Raw genomic sequence first — 21,675 nt, forward strand, 5'->3', positions numbered from 1 at the left:
ATGGCCGGCCAGAGCGCAATCAAGATCGACGCCGTGAGCAAGCGTTTCACGCCGACGGGGCCACTCGTGCTCGACACCGTGAGCCTCACGATCGAGCCGGGCGATTTCGTCTGCCTTCTCGGCGCATCCGGCTGCGGCAAGTCGACCCTGCTCAACATCATCGCCGGCCTTGAACACCCGAGCTCCGGCAGCATCACCGTCGCCAGCGGCAACGCCGCGGTGATGTTCCAGGACTCGGCGCTCCTCCCCTGGCTGACGGCCAGCCGCAATGTCGAGCTCGCGCTCAGGCTGCGCGGAGTGCCGCGGGCCAGGCGTCGCAGCGAGGCGCGTGAGCTGCTCGACGTGGTCAACCTCGCGGATGCCGCAGAGAAGCGCCCACACGAGCTCTCCGGTGGCATGCGCCAGCGGGTCGCCCTCGCGCGTTCACTCGCCCAGGACCGCCAGGTGCTGCTGATGGACGAACCGTTCGCCGCGCTCGACGCCATCACGCGCGATCTGCTGCACGAGGAGCTCGATCGGGTGTGGCGGGAAACCGGGCGAACGATCGTCTTCGTCACCCACAATGTGCGCGAGGCCGTGCGCCTCGGTCAGCGTGTGTTGCTGATGTCGTCGCGTCCAGGCCGGATCGCGAATGAGTGGCAGGTCTCCGGTGACGCACATCGGCGCATCGAATCCCCAGAGGTCTCGCGTCTCTCGGCCGAGATCACGGATCAACTCAGACAGGAGATCCGCCGCAATGCTGCCTGACACCCTCACCGCGGAGACGCGGAACACGCACGCTGCCGTGACCACCGCGGACGGCGCAGACGATCGAGCCGCCTCGGAGCTGCGCACGCTCGAATCCGGGCTCGACGCCCTGCAGAGCGTCGCGGTCACCGAGAAGAGCCCGTGGCGACGGTTCCTCGACAGCGTTCTGCCGCCGGTGCTGCTGCTCATCGCGCTGACCGCCGCCTGGCAGTTCTACGTCGTCATCGCCCAGCCGCGCCCCGACCTCGCCCCAGGACCGCTCGACGTCGCCGCATCCATGGCCGAACTCTGGTCGGATGGCCGGCTGCAGCTCGCCGTGCTCACCAGCCTGGAACGCGGCGGCATCGGATTCCTGATCGCGGTCGCCATCGGCACTCCGCTCGGTCTGCTGCTCGCGGAGTGGAGGCTGCTCCGACGCGCCCTCGGCCCGCTGCTCTCCGGCCTGCAGGTGTTGCCGTCCGTTGCCTGGGTGCCGGCCGCGATCCTCTGGTTCGGTCTCAGCGACGCCACCGTCTATTTTGTGATTCTGATGGGAGCGATCCCGTCGATCGCGAACGGCCTGGTCGCCGGCGTCGACCAGGTTCCGCCGCAGCTGCGTCGCGTCGGAACGGTGCTGGGGGCCAACCGCGGTCAGCTCGCCACCCTCATCGTTCTCCCGGCCGCAATGCCCGGCTACTTCGCCGGCCTCAAGCAAGGCTGGGCCTTCTCCTGGCGTTCGCTGATGGCCGCCGAGATCATCACGATGGGCGGCACCATCGGCTTCGGCCTCGGTTCCATGCTGCAGCAGAGCCGCGAGCTCGCCGATCTGTCGGCTGTTCTCGCCACGATCCTGGTGATCCTCGCGATCGGAATCCTGGTCGAACTCGTCTTCTTCGCCCCGATCGAACGACGGCTCCTGCGCCGCAGGGGCCTCCGCCCCGGCGGCATCCGATAGCGCCTTGCATCACGCGGGATGAGCCCGCTGCCGTCGCGCCCCCAGCACTTCCCACTGCCCGCTCCCCTCTGCCCACTCACCTCTGCATTCCGCACAGCCCGAAAGGCCCCCTCATGACCTCCGCGTCCCCCCTCCGCGTCGCGATCATCGGCGCCGGCCCGGCCGGCATCTATGCCGGCAACATTCTGGCCGCCGCCGTGCGTGAGGCCGGTGGCGAGCCGAGCATCGATCTATTCGATGCGCTGCCCGCCCCGTACGGCCTGATCCGCTACGGCGTCGCCCCCGACCACCCGCGGATCAAGGGCATCGTGAACTCGCTGCACGAGATGCTCGACTCCGGCGTCATCCGGTTCATCGGCAACGTGAACTACGGCGTCGACCTCGACCTGACCGATCTGCGCGCCCACTACCACGCGGTCATCTTCGCCACCGGCGCCATCCGGGACGCCGAGCTCGACATCCCCGGCACCGAGTTGCCCGGCTCCTTCGGCGCGGCCGACTTCGTCTCCTGGTTCGACGGGCACCCGGATGCCCCGCGCGACTGGCCACTCGACGCAACGGACATCGCCGTGATCGGCAACGGCAACGTCGCCCTCGACGTGGCGCGGATGCTCGCCAAGCATGCGGACGACCTGCTGCCCACCGACATCCCCAGCAACGTCTACGCGGGGCTCGCCGGCTCGCCCGTCACCGATGTGCACGTGTTCGGACGCCGCGGCCCCGCCCAGGTGAAGTTCACGCCCATCGAGCTGCGTGAACTCGCCGAGGTTCCCGACGTGGATGTGATCGTCTACGAGGAGGACTTCCAGGCCGACGAACACGGCGAGGCGGGTGTCGCCACGAACAATCAGCTCAAGGTCATGACGCGCACTCTGCGGGGTTGGCTCACGAAGGAGCAGACGGGCGCCTCGCGGCGCTTGCACCTGCACTTCTGGCACGCCCCGGCCGAGCTGTACGGCGATGGCCGGGTCGAGGGGATGCGCTTCGAACGCACAGAGCCGACCGGCGACGGCGGCGTGCGCAGCACGGGCGAGATCCGTGACTTCCCACTCCAGGCCGTCTACCGCGCGGTGGGCTACAAGGGCAGCGCGCTGCCGGGACTGCCATTCGACGACGAGCGCGGGGTCGTGCCCAACGATGGCGGGCGGGTGCTGGACGCCGCGGGAACGCCGCTTCCCGGGCTCTACACAACCGGCTGGATCAAGCGCGGCCCTGTCGGCCTGATCGGACACACCAAGGGCGACGCCCTCGAGACGGTCGGCACGATCATCGCGGACCTCGACCTGCTCGCCGCGCCTGCCGAGCCAGACACCGAGGCGATCCTCGAGGTGCTCGAGGGCCGCGGCATCCGGTTCACCAGCTGGCCGGGCTGGCTCGCCCTCGATGCGCATGAACGGACGCTCGGCGAGGTCGACGAGTCGCCCGTCGCCCGCGAACGCGTGAAGGTCGTCGCTCGCGACGAGCAGGTCGACATCGCACGCGCCGAGATCTTCGTCGCCTGATGACGTACGTCATCGCGCTGCCCTGCGTCGACGTCAAGGACAGGGCATGCATCGACGAGTGCCCAGTCGACTGCATTTACGAGGGCGAGCGTTCGCTCTACATCCACCCGGACGAATGCGTGGACTGCGGCGCCTGCGAACCGGTCTGCCCGGTTGAGGCCGTGTACTACGAGGACGACCTGCCGGAACAGTGGGGCGAGTACTACACCGCCAATGTGGCATTCTTCGACGAGATCGGTTCGCCGGGCGGCGCCGCGAAGGTGGGAACGTACAGCTTCGACCACCCGCTCATCGCGGCCCTCCCCGCCCAGGGCGGCGCGCATGCCTAGCGAGCACGAACTCTACGACTGCGTCGTGATCGGTGCAGGGCCTGCCGGACTCTCGGCCGCGCTCAACCTCGCGCGCGCACGGAAGCGCGTGCTCGTCGTCGACAGCAACCGCCCACGGAACGCGGCGACGATGATCTCGCACGGTTTCATCACGCGCGACGGGCTGCCTCCGCACGAGCTGCGCCGCATCGCCCGCGAGGAACTGGCGCTCTACCCGAGCGTCGAGGTGCTGCAGCGCGCGGCGGTGCTGGCGGTGTCGCGGAGCGAGTCTGCCGACTCGGGCGACACCGCTGAGTGGGCCGAGCGCTTCGTGATCGAGATCACCGGCGCGACGCCATCCGCCGCGCGGGCGGTGCGCAGCCGGTCGATCCTGGTCGCCACCGGTCTGCGCGAGACGCTGCCTGCGCTGCCGTCGATCCGCGCCTACTACGGGATGAGCCTGTTCAGCTGCGCCGCCTGCGACGGGTACGAGCAGCGCGACCAGCCGCTCGCGCTCATCGGCGAGACCGACGATCTGCTTGAGCGGGCGCTGCTGGTGGCGCAGTGGACGAGCGCGTTGACGGTGTTCACCAACGGCGTTGCGCCGCTGAGCGTCGCGGACGAGGCGGTGCTGGCAGCCCACGGCATCCGTCTGGATCGGCGGGCGATCGACGACCTCGAGGGCGATCGCGGCGCCATCTCCGCCGTGCGCATGGCCGATGGCGACCGGGTGCCGGTGACCGGTGGTTTCGTGCGCCCGTTGTGGCATCCCGTCGTCGACTTCCTCGACCGTGTCGCTCTCGCCACCGACGAGCACGGACATCTGACAACCGATCGTGATGGCCGCACCTCCGCCCCGGGCATCTACGCGGCCGGCGATGTCGCCGCGCCCGGGCCGCAACAGCTCATCGTCGCCGCAGGTGCCGGCGCGCGCGTCGCGGCGATCATCACCCACGATCTCCTCGGGGTGACGACCGCACACTGAGCACGCCGCGCCCTGCGAGCCGGGCTAGTGGCTGCCGTCGACGAGCTTCAGCCCGATGACACAGCCGATGAGTCCGAGGATGAGCAGGATCTTGATCACCGACGCCGGCTCGCCGCCGAAGAGCATGGCGTAGAGCACGGTGAGCGACGCGCCGATTCCGACCCAGACCGCATAGGCGGTGCCGACGGGGATGTCACGCATGGCGTAGGCCAGGCCGCCCATGCTGATGACGAGGGCGACACCGAAGGTGACCGTTGGCCAGAGCTTGGTGAAGCCCTCCGACTTGCCGAGTGCTGTCGCCCAGACGGCTTCGAGCACGCCGGACGCAATGAGGATGATCCATGCCATGACTGTTCACTCCCGTGGCCAGTCTTGTCGCATTCCGGGTACTGATCCCTCGTCCGGGGCCGCCGTCTTGGAAGCCATGTTCAGCCTAGCGGAGCCCTCTGTGCACCCACTGTGCAGTCGTCATTCGGCCACGGTCGGACACGGCGCGCGACTAGTTGGGCAGCGGGTCGGCCACGACGCAGACCTGCGCGAAGTGCTCGACGACGGGGAACGGCTCGTAAAAGTGGTGCAGCAGTTCCCGCCAGCGCAGGTACTCCGGCGAGCCGCGGAAGCCGGGGTCGTGCGCCTCGACGCTCGTCCACTCCACCAGCAGCAGGTACTCGTTCGGTGTCTCGATCGAGCGCGAGAGCCGCAGCCCGCGGAAGCCGGGCATCGCGGCGATCAGCGTGCGCGCCTCGGCGAACGCCCGCTCGAATTCCTCCTCGCGCCCTGGCGATACGGGTAAGAGCGCGTGTTCCAGAATCATGAATGCCAGCGTACCTTTTCGTCGACCGGCTTCCGGATGCCGCCGGCACCCGCCATCATGGGTGCATGCCTCTCGACGCCAACGCAGCCCTCATCGTCATCGACATGCAGCAGGGTTTCGCCGACCCGGCGTGGGGCCGGCGCAACAACCCGGACTGCGAGGCCAACGTCGCGGCGCTCCTCGACGCGTGGGTCGGATCGGATCGCCCCGTCGTTCTGGTGCGACACGACTCCGTCGGCGAGGCCTCCCCGCTCAACCCGGACAACCCGGGGAACGCACTGCTCGACTTCGTCGCCGCAGCACCGCACCAGCTGTTCGTGACCAAGCAGGTCAACTCGGCCTTCTTCGGAGAGCCGGACCTCTCGGAGTGGCTGAGCGCACTCGACATCGAGCAGATCGTGGTCTGCGGCATCCAGACGAACATGTGCGTCGAGACGACCGCGCGCATGGGTGGCAACCTCGGATTCGAGGTGTTCGTTCCGATCGACGCGACGCACACCTTCGACCTCGAGGGCCCGAACGGCGCACGCCTGAGCGCCGACGAGCTCGCCGCCGCGACGGCGGTCAACCTGCACGGCGGTGAGTTCGCCACCGTGCTGAGCACGGCCGAGCTGCTCGAACGCGTCTGATCCGGCGCTGTTGCGCCGCGTTACGGACACGCGCCGCTGGCCCGGGCGCACGGGCTAGCGTGTGGGCATGGCAGATCGTGAGTACGGCTTCAAGACCCGCGCCATTCACGCGGGCAACATCCCTGACCCGGTGACCGGGGCGCGTGCGCTTCCGATCTACCAGACGAGTGCGTTCGTCTTCGACGACACCGCGGATGCCGCGGCCCGCTTCGCGCTGCAGAAATATGGCAACATCTACTCCCGCTTGGCGAACCCGACGGTCGCGAGCTTCGAGGAGCGAGTCGCCAGCCTCGAGGGTGGCCTCGGCGCCGTGGCGACGGCCAGCGGCCTGAGCGCGCAGTACATCACCTTCGCCAGCCTCGCCGGTGCCGGCGACCACATCGTGGCCAGCGCGAACCTCTACGGCGGCTCGATCACGCAGCTCGACGTGACGCTGCGCCGCTTCGGCGTGGAGACGACCTTCGTCCGCAGCTCCGACCCGGCCGACTATGCCGCGGCCATCACCGAGAAGACCAAGCTGATCTTCGCCGAGACGATCGCGAACCCCTCCGGCGAGATCGCCGACATCGAGGGCCTGTCGGATGTCGCGCGGGCGCACGGCATCCCGCTCATCATCGACTCGACCATCGCCACCCCGTACCTCAACCGCCCGTTCGAGTGGGGCGCGGACATCGCCATCCACTCGGCGACGAAGTTCCTCGGTGGGCACGGCACGACCCTCGGCGGCGTCGTCGTGGAGAGCGGCCGCTTCCACTGGCACAGCGACAAGTTCCCGCTCTTCGGTGAGCCGGTGCCGAGCTACGGCGGGCTGCAGTGGTCCGGCAACTTCGGCGAATACGCCTTCCTCACCCGCCTCCGCGCCGAACAGCTGCGCGACATCGGTCCGAGCCTCGCCCCGCACAGCGCCTTCCTGCTCGCACAGGGCGTCGAGACCCTGCCGTACCGCATCCAGGCGCACGTCGACAACGCACGCACCGTGGCCGAGTGGCTCGAGGCCGACGACCGCATCGAGAGCGTGCTCTGGGCCGGACTGCCGAACCACCCGCACCACGAACGCGCACAGAAGTACCTGCCGAAGGGGCCGGGCTCGGTGTTCAGCTTCGTCGTGAAGGGTGGGCGCGCCGCCGGGCAGACGTTCATCGAATCGCTGAACCTGGCCAGCCACCTCGCCAACATCGGCGACGCAAAGACGCTCGTCATCCACCCCGCGTCGACGACCCACGCCCAGCTCACCGAGCAGCAGCTCATCGACGCCGGCGTGCTGCCGGGTGTTGTGCGCATCAGCGTCGGCATCGAAGATGTCGATGACATCATCTACGACCTCGACCAGGCCCTCGCGGCCGCGACGGGAGCATGACCATGAGCACAACGGACGCCGCAACCCCGCTGGTCGGCCAGTCCCCGCTGGTTGGCCAGACCTCGCCGGTTGAGCCTGTCGAAACCACAGACGCGGTCGTGACGACGCAGCTCGCGAACGGCTTGAGCTGCGAGCTGCCGGCCGACTCGCCCCTCGCCAAGCTGCTCCGCTCGCAGCGCACCTGGGTGGGCCCGGACGCCAAGGCGCGCCTGCGCATCCTGCGCGAGGCGAAGTCGATCGCGATCGTCGGCGCATCGCCGAACCCGGCCCGCTCGAGCTACTTCGTCGGCACCTACCTGCAGCAGTCCAGCGACTACCGCGTGTACTTCGTCAACCCGAACGCCGACACGATCCTCGGCCAGAAGGCCTACCCGGATCTGGCGAGCCTGCCGGAGGTGCCCGACATCGTCGACGTGTTCCGCCGTGGCAGCGACATCCCGAGCGTCATCGACGAGGTCGTCGCCGTCGGCGCCCCGACCATCTGGGTGCAGCTCGGCATCTGGAACCAGGATGCCGCGGAGTACGGCGAGTCGAAGGGACTCACCGTCGTGATGGACCGCTGCATCAAGATCGAGCACGCCCGCTTCAACGGTGGCCTGCACCTGCTCGGCTTCGACACCGGCCAGATCACCGCCCGCAAGACGATCCGCTGACTCCGCCTTCCCGCTGGTCGACACCCCTCGCCAGCGCCGCGCCTTCCCGTTGGTCGAGTAGGCGCGCCAGCGCCGTATCGAGACCCGGTTTCTGGCGGGAAACCGGGCCCCGTGCGGGGTCTCGATACGCTCGTCCCTCGCTACTCGACCAACGGGGTGGAGACGAACGGAAACACGGCCGTGATGCTAGGCCTTGCGGATGCTGCGGACGCCGACGACGAGCCCGACCACGGCCGTCGCGATCGCCGCGACGAAGCCGCCGAGCACCGCGATGGAGCCGAGATCACCGGCGAACAGTGCGCGCTCCGCCGCAACGACGTAGCTCAACGGGTTGACCGCTGCGGCCGCCTTCATCCAGTCCGGCCCGTTCTCGATCGGCAAGAGCATGCCGGAGAGGATCATCAGCGGGAAGATGAGGGTCTGGTGGATCACCCAGAACATCCAGTCCCGCTCCCGGCAGGCCAGGGCCACCGAGTAGCTGAGCGCGCCGAAACCGATGCCGAAGATCGCCAGCAGCACGAAGCCGATCAGCAGCCCGGCCACGTTGATCTGGAATCCGAACGGCAGGGCGACGAGGCAGACGATCAGGCCCTGCATCGCGAGCGGCACGATCTCCTTGAGCGAGCGGCCGATCAGCAGGGCGCTGCGGGCCAGTGGCGCGACGAGCGTGCGCTCGTGCGAGCCGGACTGCATCTCGCCGAGCAGGTTCGCTCCCGTGCTGGCCGTGCCGAACAGCGCCACCATCACGAGGATGCCCGGCACGAACCACTGCAGTGTCTCGGCGGCGGGCAGACCGGATGACGCGACGAGCAGCGGCCCGAACAGGCCGAGGAACACGAGCGGCTGCACGAGGCTGAACAGTGCGCTGAACGGATCGCGCATGACGGGCCGGAGTTCTCGCACGAAGACGTTCCAGATGTCGGCGAAGATGCGGGTGCGGCCGGGGACAGCGCTTGCCCGCGCCGTCTGGCCCCTGTCACTCTGGGCCGAGCCTGTGCCGGTCTCGATCACGGCGTCGCTGCGGGTGTCGTGGCGGGTGTCGTGGCGGCTGTCGATGGTGTTCATGCTGCGTCCTCCTCGGACTCGTGAGAAACGGATGGTGTGTGCTCTGCCGAGGCGGGCGCCTGACCCTCTTCGCGCAGGCTCCGACCGGTGAGCGCGAGAAACACGTCGTCGAGTGTCGGCTGGTGGATCGACGCCGCCCGGGGCGGCAGTCCGGCGGCGTCGAGCGAGCGCAGGATCACCGGCAGCGCCTCGTCGGCGGCGAGTGCCGGCACCACAACGGAGGTTCCGGATGCCGTTCCGTGGGTGTGTGCGGCCGCGGCCGCGGCATCCGAAGCCGAATCGAATCCCAGCTCGACCCGGTCGCCGGCCAGATCGCGCTTCAACGCCTGCGCGGTGTCGTCGGCGATGAGCCGCCCGTGATCCATCACCATCACCCGTTCGGCCAGCTGATCGGCCTCGTCGAGGTAGTGGGTCGTCAGGAAGATCGTCGTGCCATAGCGCCGGCGCAGCTCGACGATGTGCTGCCAGAGGTTGGCACGGCTCTGCGGGTCGAGCCCGGTGGATGGCTCATCGAGGAAGAGCAGCTCCGGCCGGTGGATCAACCCGAGCGCGATGTCGACGCGGCGGCGCTGCCCCCCGGAGAGCGTCTGCACCTGGCGGCCGGCGATGGCGCCGAGGTCGAGTGATTCGATCAACTCATCGGCCCTGAGGCGGGTCTCGCGCCGGCCGATCCCGTAGAACGCGCCCTGGCTGTGCAGCTCATCGCGCACACGCTGGGTGTAGCCGGCCGATGAGCCCTGCCCGATGTAACCGATGCGTCGGCGCACCCCGGCCGGGTCGCGGCGGATGTCGCAGCCGACGACGCTCGCCTCGCCGGAGCTGGCCGGCAGCAGGGTGGTGAGCAGGCGCAGCGTCGTCGACTTGCCTGCACCGTTCGGCCCGAGGAACGCGACGAGCTCGCCCGCCGCGACGTCGAGGGTGAGATCGGCCACGGCCTCCACCGCGCCGCCGGACTTTCCTGAGCCGGGGAACGTCTTGCCGAGCCCCCTGGCCGCGATCATCTTGTGCTCTGTCTGTGTTGTCATGCCTCCACGTTAGGAAGCAAATAGGACACTTTCTGTCCTAATAAAGGAGATACTGAAAACATGTCAGACACCACGAGCAGAACGCTGGAGCTCCTCTCCCTGCTGCAGAGCCATCGGCACTGGTCGTGCCGTGAACTTGCGGAACGCCTCGCCGTGAGCGAGCGCACCCTGCGCCGCGACATCGACCGCTTGCGGGAGCTCGGCTACGAGATCGATGCCAGCCGTGGCGCGATCGGCGGCTACCGCCTGACGGCCGGCACCGGGCTGCCGCCGCTGCTCCTCACCGACGATGAGGGAGTCGCGATCGCCATCGGTCTGCGCTCCCAGACGACATCCGGGCTGCGCGATTCGGAGCACACGACGCTCAGCGCACTCGCGAAGATCGAACAGGTTCTCCCCCCGGCGCTCCGCAGGCGGATCGACGCGCTGCAGTCGCACATGTCGGTCGCGCCGGGGCAGGGGCCCGCCGTCGACCCCGAGCTGCTCGGCCTCCTCGCGCTCAGCTGTCGCGACAGCGAACGGATCCGCTTCAGCTACACCGATGCTCGCGGCGCGGAATCCACCCGCAGCGCGGAACCGCACATGCTCGTGCCGCGTGGGCGTCGCTGGTACCTCGTCGCGTGGGATCGTGACCGTGCCGCCTGGCGCACCTTCCGGCTCGACCGCATCGCGGCGCTGGTACAGACACGCGTGCTCTTCGCCGCCCGGGATCTCAGCGCGGCGGCCGCCGCCGAGCTCGTGGCCGAGGCCGTGTCGTGGCGGGAGAACACCCTGAGCGCCGAGGTACACATCGCGGCCCCGCTCGGCGCGGTGCAGGAGAAGCTGGGCTGGTGGGCGCGCGACACGGCGGCGCTGGATGCCGGCACGACCGTGTGGACGCTCACCGGCGACTCCGCCGCGCACATCGCGACCGCGCTGCTCTGGATCCCCGCCGAATTCGCCTTCACCGTGCACGGCCCACCCCAGCTGCTGCGCCAGCTCGCCGCCTTCGCCGACCGCTTCGGCTCCATCGCGTCCTAGCCCGGCTGGCACGCCCTGCTTGCGGTGCGGCTAGGGTGAGTGCGTGATTCGTATTCCGGGGAGGGCGCTGCGCATCCTGGCCTCGTGCTGGCCGATGCTGCTCGCCCTGTACCTGGCCGGAACCGTGGCGCACCACCTGCTCATCAGCCTGTCGGCGTTCGTCGGCTCGAGCGTTGGCCTCGCCGCGTATTTCCTGCTTCCGCTCGCGATCCTCGCCAAACTCATCGCGTACATCGGAATGTTCCTCGTGATGCGTTCCGAGATGCGCGCCCTCGCGGAGGTTCCGACGGGCTCGACGGGCTCGACGGGCTCGACGGGCTCGGTGGCCAAGCGGACGATGTTCTGGGACGTGGTGACGGCCAGCATCCTGCCGTTCATCGCCTTCTACGCCGCCTGGGGCTTCCTCGGCGAGGACAGCAATCGCTACGCCGCCGAGGTGTTGGCGCAGAGCTGGGGCCCGGCCGACCCGATCTTCGGCCGGGGCAGCGCGCTCGGCATCAACGCACTCACGCTGGGCGCGACGCTCTTCGCCTATCTCGCCAGGCTCGCGCTCACGCGCTGGGCCGCGAAGCTTCCCACCTGGACCCGCGTCCTCGCGGCCTACTTCGAGATGGTGTGGCTCTTCCTGGCCGCCTACGTGCTCACCGAACTGGTGAACACCGTGATGGGCTGGATCGGCGACCGTGCCATCGTCGTCTGGTGGGAGGGCCTGATGGCCGGCATCGGCATCCGGATCCCGGCTCTGGACGCACTCTGGGGCGGCATCAACTGGCTCATCGCCGAGATCGGCGCCATCACCTTCCTCCCGCTGGCGTGGCTCACGATCGCCGGTGTCGTCTACGGCCGCACGATCGCCGCCCAGAAGCTCAGCCTCGATGCGATCGCCGCCCGCGACGCCCGCGCCGGCCGGGCGCTGACGAGCCTCCGGGCGCGCACCGGAACCGTGCCGCAGTGGTGGCGAGACCGCGGTCGCGACATCCGCGGCAACATCGTCGGGCGCTTCACACCCATCACCGCCTCGCTCCTGCTCATCTGGCGCGCCGGCGCCATCTCCCTCGGCGTGTACGTGCTCTGCTTCACCGTGCTCGATGCTCTCGTCGCGTGGCTCGGCGTCGGCATCAACCAACTGCTCGGGCCGCACTCGATCGATTTCTGGTTCGCGATCAGCCCCGTGCTCGTCTACCTCACGGCACTCCTCGTCGAACCGGCCCGCTTCGCCCTCATCGCCTCGGCCTACGACCACTCACTCGCCGCGCTCGAGACGCGAACGCGGGCGGATGCCGCCGCCGCAGATCCGCTGAGCGCGGTCGGCCGACAGGGCTGACGCGGCAGCGGGACCGCGTCACTCCAGCGGAGGCGGGAGCCGGATGCGGAGGTACTCCGGGAACCACTCGACGTTCTCGACGACGAGTTCCAGATCGGCATCCGCGGTCTGCGGCACGAGGAAGGCCAGATCGACCGAGTACGGCTCGGTGCGGGCGCTGTCACAGGCGCCGTTGGCCAGACCTTCCTCCGGTGACCAGCCGTACTCCCCCGCGCCGATCGGTCGCCACTCGCCGACCCCATCGACAGCGGCCAGCGTGATCTCGCACAGAACGCCCGCGGTCGCCGGAGTCACGGCCAGCCGAGCCAGCACGAGTTCGGTGCCGGCGGGCATGTCGACGGCTCCCGGTGTGTCCGCCGGCAGCCGGGCGGAGGCGATGGTCTCGAAGGCGGCCGTCGGCATCTGCACCGCTTCTTCGGCGCCGGCCACGACGGCCCGTGACGGGCGGGACTCGAAGTAGCCGAGCCAGCTGTCGGCGAAGATGGCGGCCAGCCCGATGGGCAGGAGCACGATCACGCCGAGAAGGCCCCAGCGGTTGCGCCGCCACCAGCCGGCGGCAGGCGGAGCAGCGACTGTGGGTGCCGGTTCGGCATCCGGCGCCGTCTGGGCTGCACCGATCGTTTCGGTCATCACTCGGCCCAGCCCGGCTCTGTGATGGTGGTGCTCGGCTGTTGCTTCAGCGCGCTCAGGTCGAGCTCGATGATGAGCAGCGAGTCCAGGCGCTCGTCGGATGCAACCCCGAGGCGCAGTTCGGCCGGCCGCGGCGCCGCGGACTCGGCAGCATCCCGGGCGAGCGCGGCGGGCACTTCGAACAGCAGGGCACCCGCGGTGGGGATGCCGGCCGCGAGCGTCGTCTGGGCCAGCGAGAGCGAGTTCGGCCGCTCGCTGGCGGACCAGCGCGTTCCATCGACGTCGAGCATCGCCGACTGCAGCTGACACAGCGACTCCACGCAGGCGGCCTCGGCATCGACGACCAGCCAGACACCACCGCTCTCCGCGGCCCACGGCTCGCCCCAGAGCTCGCCCCGCGGCTGCGTCACGAACTGGGCTCCCGTCACGGTGGCGCTCAGGTTGCGCCCCGTCAGGGTGGCGCCGAGTGCGCCGCGCACCTCGAAGGGCGCATCGCGCACGCTCTCGTCCGGCGTGTGGTTGGCGATGACACCGGAGACGAGCAGCAGCGTGGCGAGCCCGAGCCCGGCTCCGATGGCTTTCCGGCGCGCGCTCATTAGTCCGCCGCCGTTTCGATGACGGCCGGCATGGTGACCGCGAGGGTCGGGTCCGACCACTCCTGCCCGACAGCAACGGCCGTGAACGTGTAGAGGCTGAGGTCGAACAGTTCCACGGTGACCGGGCTTCCTGGCGTCGCGGCCGCGGTGCGCACGGACCACACGAGGTCCACGACCGTCGGCACGCCGGGCTGCAGCCGGAGCAGCTCGTCGCCGTCGGCCGCGTAGAGCACCATCTCCGCCTCTGCGGTGGCATCGAGGCCGTCGACGCCACTCACGCGCACAGCGTCGAGAGGACGGAGCAGCGGCTCGTCCCACTCGTTCACCAGCTCGGCGCGCACCCGCAGGAACGACTGGCCGGGTTCAGGCGCAGCACTGTTGCCCGGCAGCACGTCGACGACGCTGACGCCCTGCACGGTGATGGTGAGCGGGCTGCCATGGTGTGGCTGGCCGAGTTCGCGCTCTGCGATCGGCGGCTCGGCGGCATCCGCGAGCCCACCGAAGGCGGCAGAGCCGGCGAGAACGACCACGACGGCGATGCGGGTGATCGATTTGAGCGGAAGCGCCTTGGCACGGCCGACGGCCTGCCCTTTCAGGCGCCCGCGCCAGCTCGTCTCCCCCTGACCGCTCACGCGCCCAGTCTAGGGCGCGGCACCGCGACGGGCGACGTGGGGCGGGGCGGCTAGATCGAGTAGCCGAAGCTGAGCAGCTTGAGCTCGCGGCCGTCCGGCATGGTCAGCAGCGGCTCCCGGTCGAGCAGCCGCTCGAATCCGAGCCGTTCGTAGAGCTTGTGCGCGCCGATCATCTCCGGGCCCGAGTTCATGACGACGCGGGGAACGCCGCGCAGCCGGCCCAGCAGCAGCACGTGGCGGCTGAGCAGCTCGCCGATGCCGCGGCGTCTGGCATCCGGGTGCACGGCGAGCAGGCGAAAGTCCATCTCGCCGACCTGCGGCAGCTCGGTCATCACGGCGCCGGCCCGCGGGGTCGAGACCGTGCCGAGGAGGGCGCCGGTCTCGGTGTCGCTGGCGACCCAGACCTGGTGCTCGTCCGCACGGCCGGCGACGTCGACGATCGAGGCCCGGTAGGAGTCGCTGAGGCTGTAGTCGTGGGCGTACGCGCGCTCGGAGAGCTCGGCGACGGCGTCGATCTCCTCGTCACGCATCAACCGCACGAGCACCTCGCCGTCTGGGCGCTGCAGCGGGTAGCGGTAGGCAACGAGCGGCACATCGGCCGTCTGTGCGGCATCGCGCATCTGATCCATCGAGATGCGTTCGAAGCCGAGCCGCTCGTAGAGGCGCTGGGCGGGCAGGTTCAGCTCTCCGGTGTCGAGCACAAGGGCGCTCGCGCCCTGCTCCACGGCGCGTTCCAGCGCGACCCGGGTGAGTGCCTCGCCGAGGCCAAGACCTCTGGCCTCCGGCAGCACTCCGAGCAGGCGCAGCTCGAATTCCTCCCCCGTGGCGAGCCGGGAGTGCTCGGTCTCGGCGCGCAGCAGGCTGGCGGTGGCGATGACCGTGCCCTCCGCGTGGGTGCCCGTTCCGCTCGCCACCGCGACGAGCAGCGTTCCGGATGCCGCCCGGCCCTCCGCGTCGCGCATCAGGCGGTTCCGCTCTGCCGATGTCGGCAGGTGACCGTAGGGTCCGTGCTGGAAGGCGGTAACCGTCACATCGCCGACGGTTGCGAACTCCTCGGGGGTTGCTTCGCGGATGACGAAGGCAGGTCGGGGCAGTTGGCGGGGCTCGGGCTGAATCACGGAGATCAAGCTTACGCGGCGAAGCTGCGAGGACGCGCGGAGCTGCGCACGATTCTGCGACGTGGCGCCGCATTTCTGCACGCTCTGTTGCCTACGATGGAGGGGTGACAGCGTTCGTCTCAGCCCTCGATCTCTTCTCGATCGGAATCGGCCCTTCCAGCTCCCATACGGTGGGCCCCATGCGGGCCGCCCGCGACTTCGCCGACCGCCTGGAGCCCGCGATGCTCCCGCGCATCACCCGACTGAGTTGCGTGCTCTTCGGCTCGCTCGGTGCGACCGGGATCGGGCACGGCACACCGGATGCCATCGTCGCCGGCCTCAGCGGGCTGCGCCCGGAGGACTGCGACCCCGCCGTCGTGCGCGGTGCATGGAGCACGCTGCCGAAATCGGCCGTCGGCCACGGAAGCGTGCTGCTGGCCGGCATCCACCCGGTTGACATCGCCAGGGACGACATCAGCTTCGCCCCGTTCACCCGGCTGCCCGGGCACCCGAACGCGATGACGCTGCACGTCTGGGGCCGTGACGAGGCCGGCACGGAGCACGAGCTCTACCAGGAGACCTATTACTCGGTCGGCGGCGGCTTCATCCGGCGGGCCAGCGAGGACGCCGCGCACTCCGCGGCCGCGCACGCGGGTGTGGACCGTGTCTCCGACTCCACGGGCGCCGCAGCAGCCGCCGGCACCCCGAAGCGCGTGCGCCTCGTCACCGAGGCGGCGACGCCGCGGCATCCGCTGCCGTACTCCAGCTCGGAGGAGCTGCTGGCGCTCTGCGAGGCCCAGGGCATCAGCCTCGCCGACATCGCCCGGGCCAACGAGGAGGCCGTGCACGGCCGCGAGGAGCTCGACGCTGGACTCGACGCCATCTGGGCCGCCATGCACAGCTGTGTCGAGCACGGCCTGGCGACGCCGGGCGTGCTGCCGGGCGGCCTCGGCGTCAAGCGCCGCGCGCCCGAGGTGCGGGAACGGCTCGAAGCGTACGACGGCCAGCCGGTGCGGGAGCGCGACACCTCCACCGAATGGTTGCACGCCTTCGCCCTCGCCGTGAACGAGGAGAACGCCAGCGGCGGCCGCGTCGTCACGGCGCCGACCAATGGCGCGGCCGGCATCATCCCGGCCGTCGGGCACTACTACATGCGGTTCGTTCCCGGGGCGTCGGATGCCGGCATCCGTACCTTCCTGCTCACGGCGGCCGCGATCGGCTCGCTCGTCAAGGCCAACGCCTCGATCTCGGGGGCGGAGGGCGGCTGTCAGGCCGAGGTCGGTTCCGCCTGCGCCATGGCGGCCGGGGCACTCTGCGCCGTGCTCGGCGGCACCCCGCGGCAGGTCGAGAACGCGGCGGAGATCGCGATGGAACACCACCTCGGCCTCACCTGCGACCCGGTCGGCGGGCTCGTGCAGGTGCCGTGCATCGAGCGCAACGCGATCGCGGCGTCGACCGCGGTGTCTGCGGCGAGGCTCGCCCTGCACGGCGACGGCACCCACCTCGTCTCGCTCGACACGGTGATCGAGACGATGCGCCAGACCGGCCTCGACATGATGACGAAGTACAAGGAGACCAGCGAGGGCGGGCTCGCCGTCAACGTCATCGAGTGCTGAGCGCCGCGGCCCGAGTGCCGCGCGCGTTACCTCCTCTTACGCACCGCCTCGACCGGGCATCGGCAGCGAATTAGCGTGAGCACATGAGCTCACCGGATGCCACCATCGCCAGCCCCGCCCTGCCCGCACCGTTGCTGTCGACGCCGCTCGTCTCGACGCAGTGGCTGGCCGATCACCTCGGCCGCGACGGCCTCGTCGTGCTCGACGCCACCGTGCTGCACGTGAAGGCGCCGACCACGAAGGCGGGCTACCGCTGGCTCAGCGGACTCGACCAGTACCTGGTGGACGGCCACATCCCCGGGGCTGTCTTCGCCGACGTGCTCGAGGTCTTCTCCGACCCGGCCAAACCCTTCGGCTTCGCGCGGCCCGACGCCGAGCAGATCGTCGCTGCGGCGGCATCCGTCGGCATCGACGGCGACAGCGCCGTCGTGCTCTACGACGACTCGGTCGGACAGTGGGCGGCCCGCATCTGGTGGCTGCTGCGCTCCTTCGGCTTCGAGAACGTCGCCGTGCTCGACGGCGGCCTGACGAAGTGGCGCGCAGAGGCGCGCCCACTCGAACGAGGCCACGTCGAACCGGCGGTCTCCGCCGGCTTCACCGCTGTCGAACGCCCCGAGTTCTGGGCCGACAAGGATGACGTCGCGGCCGTCGTCGCCGGCGACGCCGAGGCGACCCTCGTGTGCGCGCTGCCTCCGGCCGAGTTCAGCGGCGAGTCGAGCTCGCGCAGCCGGGCCGGCCACATCCCGGGAAGCCTCAGCCTGCCGGCCGGTCGCCTCGTCGACCGTGCGGACAACGCCCTGCTGCAGGGGGTGGCGCTGAGCGAGAAGCTCGCTCCGGTGCTCGGTGCGGCTGCCACGACGGATGCCGGCACGCCGTCGGCAGCGGGCGGCGCCCCCTCGGCGGCATCGCGCGAGCTCGCTCCCCGCATCATCACCTACTGCGGTGGCGGGATCGCCGCGGCCGCGGCCGCGCTCGCGCTGACGGCGGCGGGTACCGGCAACATCGCGATCTACGACGGCTCCCTCAACGAGTGGACCGCCGACGAGAACGCCCCGCTCGTCTCGCTGGTCTAGCGCCGCGCCCGGCGCCCTCCGCTCGGCCGGCGCGGCAGAAACCACACAATCGCGCCACACGTTTCTACAGCGGTGGCGCGGTTTCTGGCGCGCAGACGTCCCGCCCGGCGGTTCGGCGGCTCGCGCGGCGCGTGCGCGTGCGCGGGGCTCAGAGACCACGCATCGTGAACGCCTGCGCCAGCAGGGCGCGGAACGGCGGGCGCCCCAGCACCCGCACGAGGGCGTTGCGCACACCGAGCCGCGGGCCACTGGCCTCGCGCCCGATCTGCATGTTGAACGCCGCCTGCGCCACAGCGCGGCGGGCGGCGAAGCGCCTGCGGAGATCGTACTCGTGCAGCGCGCGGCCGGAGAGGTCGTGGCCGCCTCGCACGGCGAGTTCGAGCGCGGGGGCGAGGGCGGCGGCATCCAGCCAACCGAGGTTCATGCCCTGGCCGCCGATCGGGCTCACCTCGTGGGCGGCGTCGCCGAGCAGCGCGATGCGGCCCGCGGCCATGCGCGAGGCGAGGTGTTGGCGCACCGCGAAGGCGCTGAGTGAGCTGTCGGTGCGCTCGCGTTCCTCGTCGCTTGCGGATGCCATGGGCAGCTCGATCCCGGTGCGATCCCGCACGATCCCCGCCAGATCGGCCACGCCGGCCTCGTGCCAGAGCCGGTCGGTGAGCACGACCCAGCGCCGCCATCCGCCCGGCAGCGGGAAGGACTCGACGACTCCCCCGCGCTCGAAGGCGAGCAGCGCGGTCGTGGCGGCGAGCCTGCCGCCTCCGCTGTCGCCCCCGCTTTCCGCCGGGCCCAGCCGCGGCGGCTGATCGCTGCGGAAGTCGGCCATCAGGTAGGGCTGTGCCTTCCCGGCCGCCACCCAGCGGATGCCGGCGAGCTCCCGCACCCGGCTGCGGGCTCCATCCGCTCCGACCACGTAACGCGCCAGCACGTGTCGCGGCGAAGCGGCATCCGTGCCGGCATCGCTGCCGACGCTGATGTGCGACGCCTTGGTCGTGAGCTGGACGTACTCCGAGCGCTGCGACACCCCCGTCACGCGGACCTCCCGCCGCACCGGGTCGACGCCGCCGTTCAGCTCGGTCAGGCGATCACGCAGCAGCCGCTCGGTGCCCTGCTGCGGTAGCGAGAGCACGAAGGGGTAACGCCCGCCGGCCTCGCCGATCTCGAGCGCGCCGAGCAGCTCGCCATCGCACCACGCCTCGCCGCGGAAGATCGGCGTCCCCGCCGCGATCGCCGCATCCGCGAGCCCGAGCTGAGCCAGCACGGCGATGCCTGGCGGGTGGATGCCGATGGCCCGCGAGTGTTCGGAGCTCTGCCCGCGCGCCTCCAACACGGTCACGCTCAGCCCGCGCTGCACGAGAAGGCACGCCAATAGCAGCCCGACGGGGCCGGCGCCGACAATGGCGACATCGGCGATGGGTCTCGCGGCGGCGGCGGCGCCGTCGGTTGCGCCGTCGGTTGCGGCGTCATCCGGTGTGGTGCGCGGCTCAGGCGACTCAACCATCGAACGCTCCGCTGGCGAGTGCTGCGGGCCCCGGGTACACGAGCAGGTATCGGAACGCGCTCTGCGGCCACACCGCCCAGCCCTCCGGCAGTGCGCCCTCCAGCTCCACGGGGCGGAAGCTCCGGCGGATGGAGGTCAGGCCGTCCGTGCGGATGTAGGAACCCTTGAGCAGCGAGCGGGCGAATGGCAGCGTGCCGAGCGCGAACCCGGCGTAGGCGAGCCGGCTGCGGGTGATGTCTCCGTGCAGCACGCGCGGGAGTCGCGGCCGGGGGTGGGAATCGCCCGAGTCGGGGCCCGGCCCGGCCACCAGCCGCTCGCTGTCCCAGAGCAGCCCGCCCAGCTCGGCGGCGCTGAGGTGGTGCAGCATGTGATTCGACATCACGATGTCGAAGGTCGCCCCCTCGCCGACGAGTTCCGCGCTGAAGGCGCGCCGGAACGTGACACCGCGCACCGGTCGCCGACCGCTCGCGAAGTCGTGGGCCCTGGCATCCGGGTCGATCGCCGTGATCTGCAGGCGCAGCCCATCTGATGCCGCCCACGCGGCGAGTGCGAGCGGCAGGTCGCCGCCGCCGGAGCCGATGTCGAGCAGCGTGGTCGAGCGTGTCGTTGAGAGCTGTGGCCGGATGAAACGGCGGTAGTTGGCGCGCCACCCCGAGACGGCGGTGTTCACCAGGCCGAACTGCTCGTAGGTGCGCTGCAGCGTGGCCGGGTCGGCACCGGGGCCATCCATCAACTCGGCGGTGTCCGTGGCCCGCGCATGCAGGAAGCGGCGCGGTCGCTGGGCCGTCGCGGGCGCCGACGCCATCAGCGCACCAGCGCCGGGGCCTCCGTGGGCGTGCTGTCGGGCGAGGGTACGGATGCCGCGGCATCCGCCTCACCGACGCTCGCCCCGCCGCCCACGCGTTCCGCGGCCACGCGCGCCCCGACGGTGCTGAGCAGCGCGGTCTCGACGGTGAGCCCCGGCCCGAAGGCCATCGCCAGCACGCGCTCTCCCGCCGCCGTGTCCGGAGCCTCGAGGATGTGTTTCAGCACGAAGAGCACTGTCGCGCTCGACATGTTTCCGTAGTTGCGAAGCGTCTCACGGGCCGGCACGAGTTGCGCCTCGCTGAGCCCGAGCTTCTGCTCGACCTTGTCAAGGATGCTGCGCCCGCCCGGGTGGATCGCCCAGTGCTGCACCGCCTCACCGGCCGCTCCAGCGGCGAGCGCCGTCGCGAGGACCGGTTCCGGCGCGAACAGCGGCACGAGCGCGTTGCCGATGTGCTCGTCGATGATGTGCGGCACGTAGCTGGAGAGCACCATCTCGAAGCCGCTGTCGCCGATCTTCCACGCCATGTCGGCCTCGCCGACCGGCGTCAGCACGGTCTCGGAGCGGTCCAGCGTGAACGCCATCTCTCCGTCGACCGGCGGCCGGGCGCTCACGATCCCGGCGGCTGCGCCGTCCCCGAACAGCGACGACGCCACGATTTCATCGGGGTCGTTCGAGCTGCGCAGGTGCAGCGAGCACAGTTCGGCACTCACCACGAGCACGACGGCATCCGGGTCGGCCTCGACGAACTGTCGCGCCGTGCGCAGCGCGGGCATGGCGGCGTAACAGCCCATGAAACCCAGGTGATAGCGCTGCACGGATGGCGCGAGCCCCAGCTCGCGCACCAGCATGTAGTCAGGGCCCGGCTGGTAGAAGCCGGTGCAGGAGACGGTGACGACGTGCGTGACATCGGCCGCCTCGATGCCGGGGCAGGCCGCGAGCGCGCGGCGGGCAGCCTCGACGAAGAGCGGCGTCGCCTGCTGGATGTAGAGCTCGTTGCGCACTTTGGTGCCAGGCCGCAGGAGCAGCCCAATGGCACTGTCGAAGAACTGATGGTCTCCCGGCGGTTGGTGCAGAGAGAGCTCCTCGATCACCGAATACCGGGTGTCGATGCCTGAGGCGTTGAAGGCGGTGCTGACGAGTCGTTGACCCAAGCGACTGAGACCGGGCTGGGCGGCAAAGGCGTCTCGCACCTCCTCCTGCACCAGCACGGTGGGGGGAACAGCAGTCTGCAGTGCGCGTAGCGTCACAACCATGGTTCAGTCTAGGCACCCGCAGGGCCCTGTGGCATAGAGCCGCGGCACAGTTCTCAGCCAGTTCGGTGCCAGCGCACATCCAGCCCAGTCACAGCGATAGCCTGATGGC

General features: G+C 70.3%; 23 protein-coding genes and 1 riboswitch. Of the genes, 12 read left to right on the forward strand and 11 right to left on the reverse strand.

The window, feature by feature from the left end; genetic code table 11:
* From ASC66_RS06335 to ASC66_RS06355, 5 genes are all read left to right on the forward strand, one after another.
* Positions 1 to 747: an ABC transporter ATP-binding protein gene (locus ASC66_RS06335; RefSeq protein ID WP_055836579.1), complete on the forward strand. Its 747-nt coding sequence runs from the start codon at positions 1 to 3 to the stop codon at positions 745 to 747.
* A complete protein-coding gene (locus ASC66_RS06340; RefSeq protein WP_055836581.1) occupies positions 737 to 1,681 on the forward strand; it encodes an ABC transporter permease in 945 nt (314 codons plus the stop codon). The genes ASC66_RS06335 and ASC66_RS06340 overlap by 11 nt, the downstream gene beginning before the upstream one ends.
* A gap of 113 nt (positions 1,682 to 1,794) precedes the next feature.
* On the forward strand, positions 1,795 to 3,183 hold the full coding sequence (locus ASC66_RS06345) for an FAD-dependent oxidoreductase (RefSeq protein WP_055836583.1): 1,389 nt from the start codon (positions 1,795 to 1,797) through the stop codon (positions 3,181 to 3,183).
* Positions 3,183 to 3,512, forward strand: a complete 330-nt coding sequence (fdxA, locus tag ASC66_RS06350; RefSeq protein WP_055836586.1) for a ferredoxin — start codon at positions 3,183 to 3,185, stop codon at positions 3,510 to 3,512. Before ASC66_RS06345 ends, fdxA begins: the two co-directional genes overlap by 1 nt.
* Positions 3,505 to 4,476: an NAD(P)/FAD-dependent oxidoreductase gene (locus ASC66_RS06355; RefSeq protein WP_055836589.1), complete on the forward strand. Its 972-nt coding sequence runs from the start codon at positions 3,505 to 3,507 to the stop codon at positions 4,474 to 4,476. The genes fdxA and ASC66_RS06355 overlap by 8 nt, the downstream gene beginning before the upstream one ends.
* Before the next feature lie 24 nt (positions 4,477 to 4,500).
* Here the strand turns inward: ASC66_RS06355 and ASC66_RS06360 are convergent, their stop codons facing one another.
* Positions 4,501 to 4,824 (reverse strand): DMT family transporter, encoded by a 324-nt coding sequence (locus tag ASC66_RS06360; RefSeq protein WP_055836592.1) that lies wholly within the window; start codon positions 4,822 to 4,824, stop codon positions 4,501 to 4,503.
* Positions 4,825 to 4,837: 13 nt separating this feature from the next.
* Positions 4,838 to 4,903: riboswitch (guanidine-III (ykkC-III) riboswitch) on the reverse strand.
* A gap of 72 nt (positions 4,904 to 4,975) precedes the next feature.
* Positions 4,976 to 5,290, reverse strand: coding sequence for an antibiotic biosynthesis monooxygenase family protein (locus ASC66_RS06365; protein WP_055836595.1), 315 nt, complete (start codon positions 5,288 to 5,290; stop codon positions 4,976 to 4,978).
* A gap of 2 nt (positions 5,291 to 5,292) precedes the next feature.
* On the opposite strand from ASC66_RS06365, the gene ASC66_RS06370 reads away from it, so the two are divergent.
* From ASC66_RS06370 to ASC66_RS06380, 3 genes are all read left to right on the forward strand, one after another.
* Positions 5,293 to 5,919, forward strand: coding sequence for a cysteine hydrolase family protein (locus ASC66_RS06370; protein WP_235496737.1), 627 nt, complete (start codon positions 5,293 to 5,295; stop codon positions 5,917 to 5,919).
* A gap of 67 nt (positions 5,920 to 5,986) precedes the next feature.
* On the forward strand, positions 5,987 to 7,276 hold the full coding sequence (locus ASC66_RS06375) for an O-acetylhomoserine aminocarboxypropyltransferase/cysteine synthase family protein (protein WP_055836598.1): 1,290 nt from the start codon (positions 5,987 to 5,989) through the stop codon (positions 7,274 to 7,276).
* Positions 7,277 to 7,398: 122 nt separating this feature from the next.
* Entirely contained in the window at positions 7,399 to 7,929 is a 531-nt protein-coding gene (locus ASC66_RS06380; protein WP_055838262.1) for a CoA-binding protein, read from the forward strand.
* 186 nt (positions 7,930 to 8,115) lie between these two features.
* On the opposite strand, the gene ASC66_RS06385 is transcribed toward ASC66_RS06380, so the two are convergent.
* Complete coding sequence (locus ASC66_RS06385) at positions 8,116 to 8,994, reverse strand: ABC transporter permease (protein WP_082492094.1); 879 nt, start codon at positions 8,992 to 8,994, stop codon at positions 8,116 to 8,118.
* The gene (locus tag ASC66_RS06390) at positions 8,991 to 9,995 is read right to left on the reverse strand and encodes an ATP-binding cassette domain-containing protein (RefSeq protein WP_055838268.1); all 1,005 of its coding nucleotides are present in this window, start codon (positions 9,993 to 9,995) and stop codon (positions 8,991 to 8,993) included. Before ASC66_RS06390 ends, ASC66_RS06385 begins: the two co-directional genes overlap by 4 nt.
* Before the next feature lie 84 nt (positions 9,996 to 10,079).
* On the opposite strand from ASC66_RS06390, the gene ASC66_RS06395 reads away from it, so the two are divergent.
* Together ASC66_RS06395 and ASC66_RS06400 are read left to right on the forward strand one after the other, a co-directional pair.
* A complete protein-coding gene (locus tag ASC66_RS06395; protein WP_055836601.1) occupies positions 10,080 to 11,039 on the forward strand; it encodes a helix-turn-helix transcriptional regulator in 960 nt (319 codons plus the stop codon).
* 43 nt (positions 11,040 to 11,082) lie between these two features.
* The gene (locus ASC66_RS06400; RefSeq protein ID WP_157509683.1) at positions 11,083 to 12,363 is read left to right on the forward strand and encodes a hypothetical protein; all 1,281 of its coding nucleotides are present in this window, start codon (positions 11,083 to 11,085) and stop codon (positions 12,361 to 12,363) included.
* Between the two features lie 18 nt (positions 12,364 to 12,381).
* Here ASC66_RS06400 and ASC66_RS06405 read toward each other — a convergent pair whose 3' ends face one another.
* From ASC66_RS06405 to ASC66_RS18050, 4 genes are read right to left on the reverse strand one after another with little or no spacing between them, the layout of a single operon-like run.
* A complete protein-coding gene (locus ASC66_RS06405) occupies positions 12,382 to 12,993 on the reverse strand; it encodes a hypothetical protein (RefSeq protein ID WP_055836606.1) in 612 nt (203 codons plus the stop codon).
* A complete protein-coding gene (locus ASC66_RS06410) occupies positions 12,993 to 13,589 on the reverse strand; it encodes a hypothetical protein (protein WP_055836610.1) in 597 nt (198 codons plus the stop codon). The genes ASC66_RS06405 and ASC66_RS06410 overlap by 1 nt, the downstream gene beginning before the upstream one ends.
* Entirely contained in the window at positions 13,589 to 14,221 is a 633-nt protein-coding gene (locus ASC66_RS06415; RefSeq protein WP_055836613.1) for a hypothetical protein, read from the reverse strand. The genes ASC66_RS06410 and ASC66_RS06415 overlap by 1 nt, the downstream gene beginning before the upstream one ends.
* Positions 14,222 to 14,271: 50 nt before the next feature.
* Positions 14,272 to 15,339, reverse strand: coding sequence for a GNAT family N-acetyltransferase (locus tag ASC66_RS18050; protein ID WP_157509684.1), 1,068 nt, complete (start codon positions 15,337 to 15,339; stop codon positions 14,272 to 14,274).
* A gap of 104 nt (positions 15,340 to 15,443) precedes the next feature.
* On the opposite strand from ASC66_RS18050, the gene ASC66_RS06425 reads away from it, so the two are divergent.
* Positions 15,444 to 16,934, forward strand: a complete 1,491-nt coding sequence (locus tag ASC66_RS06425; RefSeq protein ID WP_055836616.1) for an L-serine ammonia-lyase — start codon at positions 15,444 to 15,446, stop codon at positions 16,932 to 16,934.
* An 83-nt stretch (positions 16,935 to 17,017) separates the two neighbouring features.
* Complete coding sequence (locus tag ASC66_RS06430; protein ID WP_055836620.1) at positions 17,018 to 18,007, forward strand: sulfurtransferase; 990 nt, start codon at positions 17,018 to 17,020, stop codon at positions 18,005 to 18,007.
* A gap of 148 nt (positions 18,008 to 18,155) precedes the next feature.
* On the opposite strand, the gene ASC66_RS06435 is transcribed toward ASC66_RS06430, so the two are convergent.
* From ASC66_RS06435 to ASC66_RS06445, 3 genes are read right to left on the reverse strand one after another with little or no spacing between them, the layout of a single operon-like run.
* Positions 18,156 to 19,505, reverse strand: a complete 1,350-nt coding sequence (locus ASC66_RS06435; protein ID WP_055836622.1) for an FAD-dependent oxidoreductase — start codon at positions 19,503 to 19,505, stop codon at positions 18,156 to 18,158.
* Complete coding sequence (locus tag ASC66_RS06440; protein WP_082492095.1) at positions 19,498 to 20,310, reverse strand: methyltransferase domain-containing protein; 813 nt, start codon at positions 20,308 to 20,310, stop codon at positions 19,498 to 19,500. The genes ASC66_RS06435 and ASC66_RS06440 overlap by 8 nt, the downstream gene beginning before the upstream one ends.
* Positions 20,310 to 21,566, reverse strand: a complete 1,257-nt coding sequence (locus ASC66_RS06445) for a type III polyketide synthase (RefSeq protein WP_055836625.1) — start codon at positions 21,564 to 21,566, stop codon at positions 20,310 to 20,312. The genes ASC66_RS06440 and ASC66_RS06445 overlap by 1 nt, the downstream gene beginning before the upstream one ends.
* Positions 21,567 to 21,675: the final 109 nt, after the last annotated feature.

The sequence above is a fragment of the Leifsonia sp. Root4 genome, from assembly GCF_001425085.1.
Lineage (GTDB): Bacteria > Actinomycetota > Actinomycetes > Actinomycetales > Microbacteriaceae > Microterricola.

Bases quoted from the DNA above. Each gene is read 5' to 3' on its own strand.
- ASC66_RS06335 (WP_055836579.1), top strand. From the start codon at position 1: ATGGCCGGCCAGAGCGCAATCAAGATCGACGCCGTGAGCAAGCGTTTC.
- ASC66_RS06340 (WP_055836581.1), top strand. From the start codon at position 737: ATGCTGCCTGACACCCTCACCGCGGAGACGCGGAACACGCACGCTGCC.
- ASC66_RS06345 (WP_055836583.1), top strand. From the start codon at position 1,795: ATGACCTCCGCGTCCCCCCTCCGCGTCGCGATCATCGGCGCCGGCCCG.
- fdxA (WP_055836586.1), top strand. From the start codon at position 3,183: ATGACGTACGTCATCGCGCTGCCCTGCGTCGACGTCAAGGACAGGGCA.
- ASC66_RS06355 (WP_055836589.1), top strand. From the start codon at position 3,505: ATGCCTAGCGAGCACGAACTCTACGACTGCGTCGTGATCGGTGCAGGG.
- ASC66_RS06360 (WP_055836592.1), bottom strand. From the start codon at position 4,824: ATGGCATGGATCATCCTCATTGCGTCCGGCGTGCTCGAAGCCGTCTGG.
- ASC66_RS06365 (WP_055836595.1), bottom strand. From the start codon at position 5,290: ATGATTCTGGAACACGCGCTCTTACCCGTATCGCCAGGGCGCGAGGAG.
- ASC66_RS06370 (WP_235496737.1), top strand. From the start codon at position 5,293: ATGCCAGCGTACCTTTTCGTCGACCGGCTTCCGGATGCCGCCGGCACC.
- ASC66_RS06375 (WP_055836598.1), top strand. From the start codon at position 5,987: ATGGCAGATCGTGAGTACGGCTTCAAGACCCGCGCCATTCACGCGGGC.
- ASC66_RS06385 (WP_082492094.1), bottom strand. From the start codon at position 8,994: ATGAACACCATCGACAGCCGCCACGACACCCGCCACGACACCCGCAGC.
- ASC66_RS06390 (WP_055838268.1), bottom strand. From the start codon at position 9,995: ATGATCGCGGCCAGGGGGCTCGGCAAGACGTTCCCCGGCTCAGGAAAG.
- ASC66_RS06395 (WP_055836601.1), top strand. From the start codon at position 10,080: ATGTCAGACACCACGAGCAGAACGCTGGAGCTCCTCTCCCTGCTGCAG.
- ASC66_RS06405 (WP_055836606.1), bottom strand. From the start codon at position 12,993: ATGACCGAAACGATCGGTGCAGCCCAGACGGCGCCGGATGCCGAACCG.
- ASC66_RS06410 (WP_055836610.1), bottom strand. From the start codon at position 13,589: ATGAGCGCGCGCCGGAAAGCCATCGGAGCCGGGCTCGGGCTCGCCACG.
- ASC66_RS06430 (WP_055836620.1), top strand. From the start codon at position 17,018: ATGAGCTCACCGGATGCCACCATCGCCAGCCCCGCCCTGCCCGCACCG.
- ASC66_RS06435 (WP_055836622.1), bottom strand. From the start codon at position 19,505: ATGGTTGAGTCGCCTGAGCCGCGCACCACACCGGATGACGCCGCAACC.
- ASC66_RS06440 (WP_082492095.1), bottom strand. From the start codon at position 20,310: ATGGCGTCGGCGCCCGCGACGGCCCAGCGACCGCGCCGCTTCCTGCAT.
- ASC66_RS06445 (WP_055836625.1), bottom strand. From the start codon at position 21,566: ATGGTTGTGACGCTACGCGCACTGCAGACTGCTGTTCCCCCCACCGTG.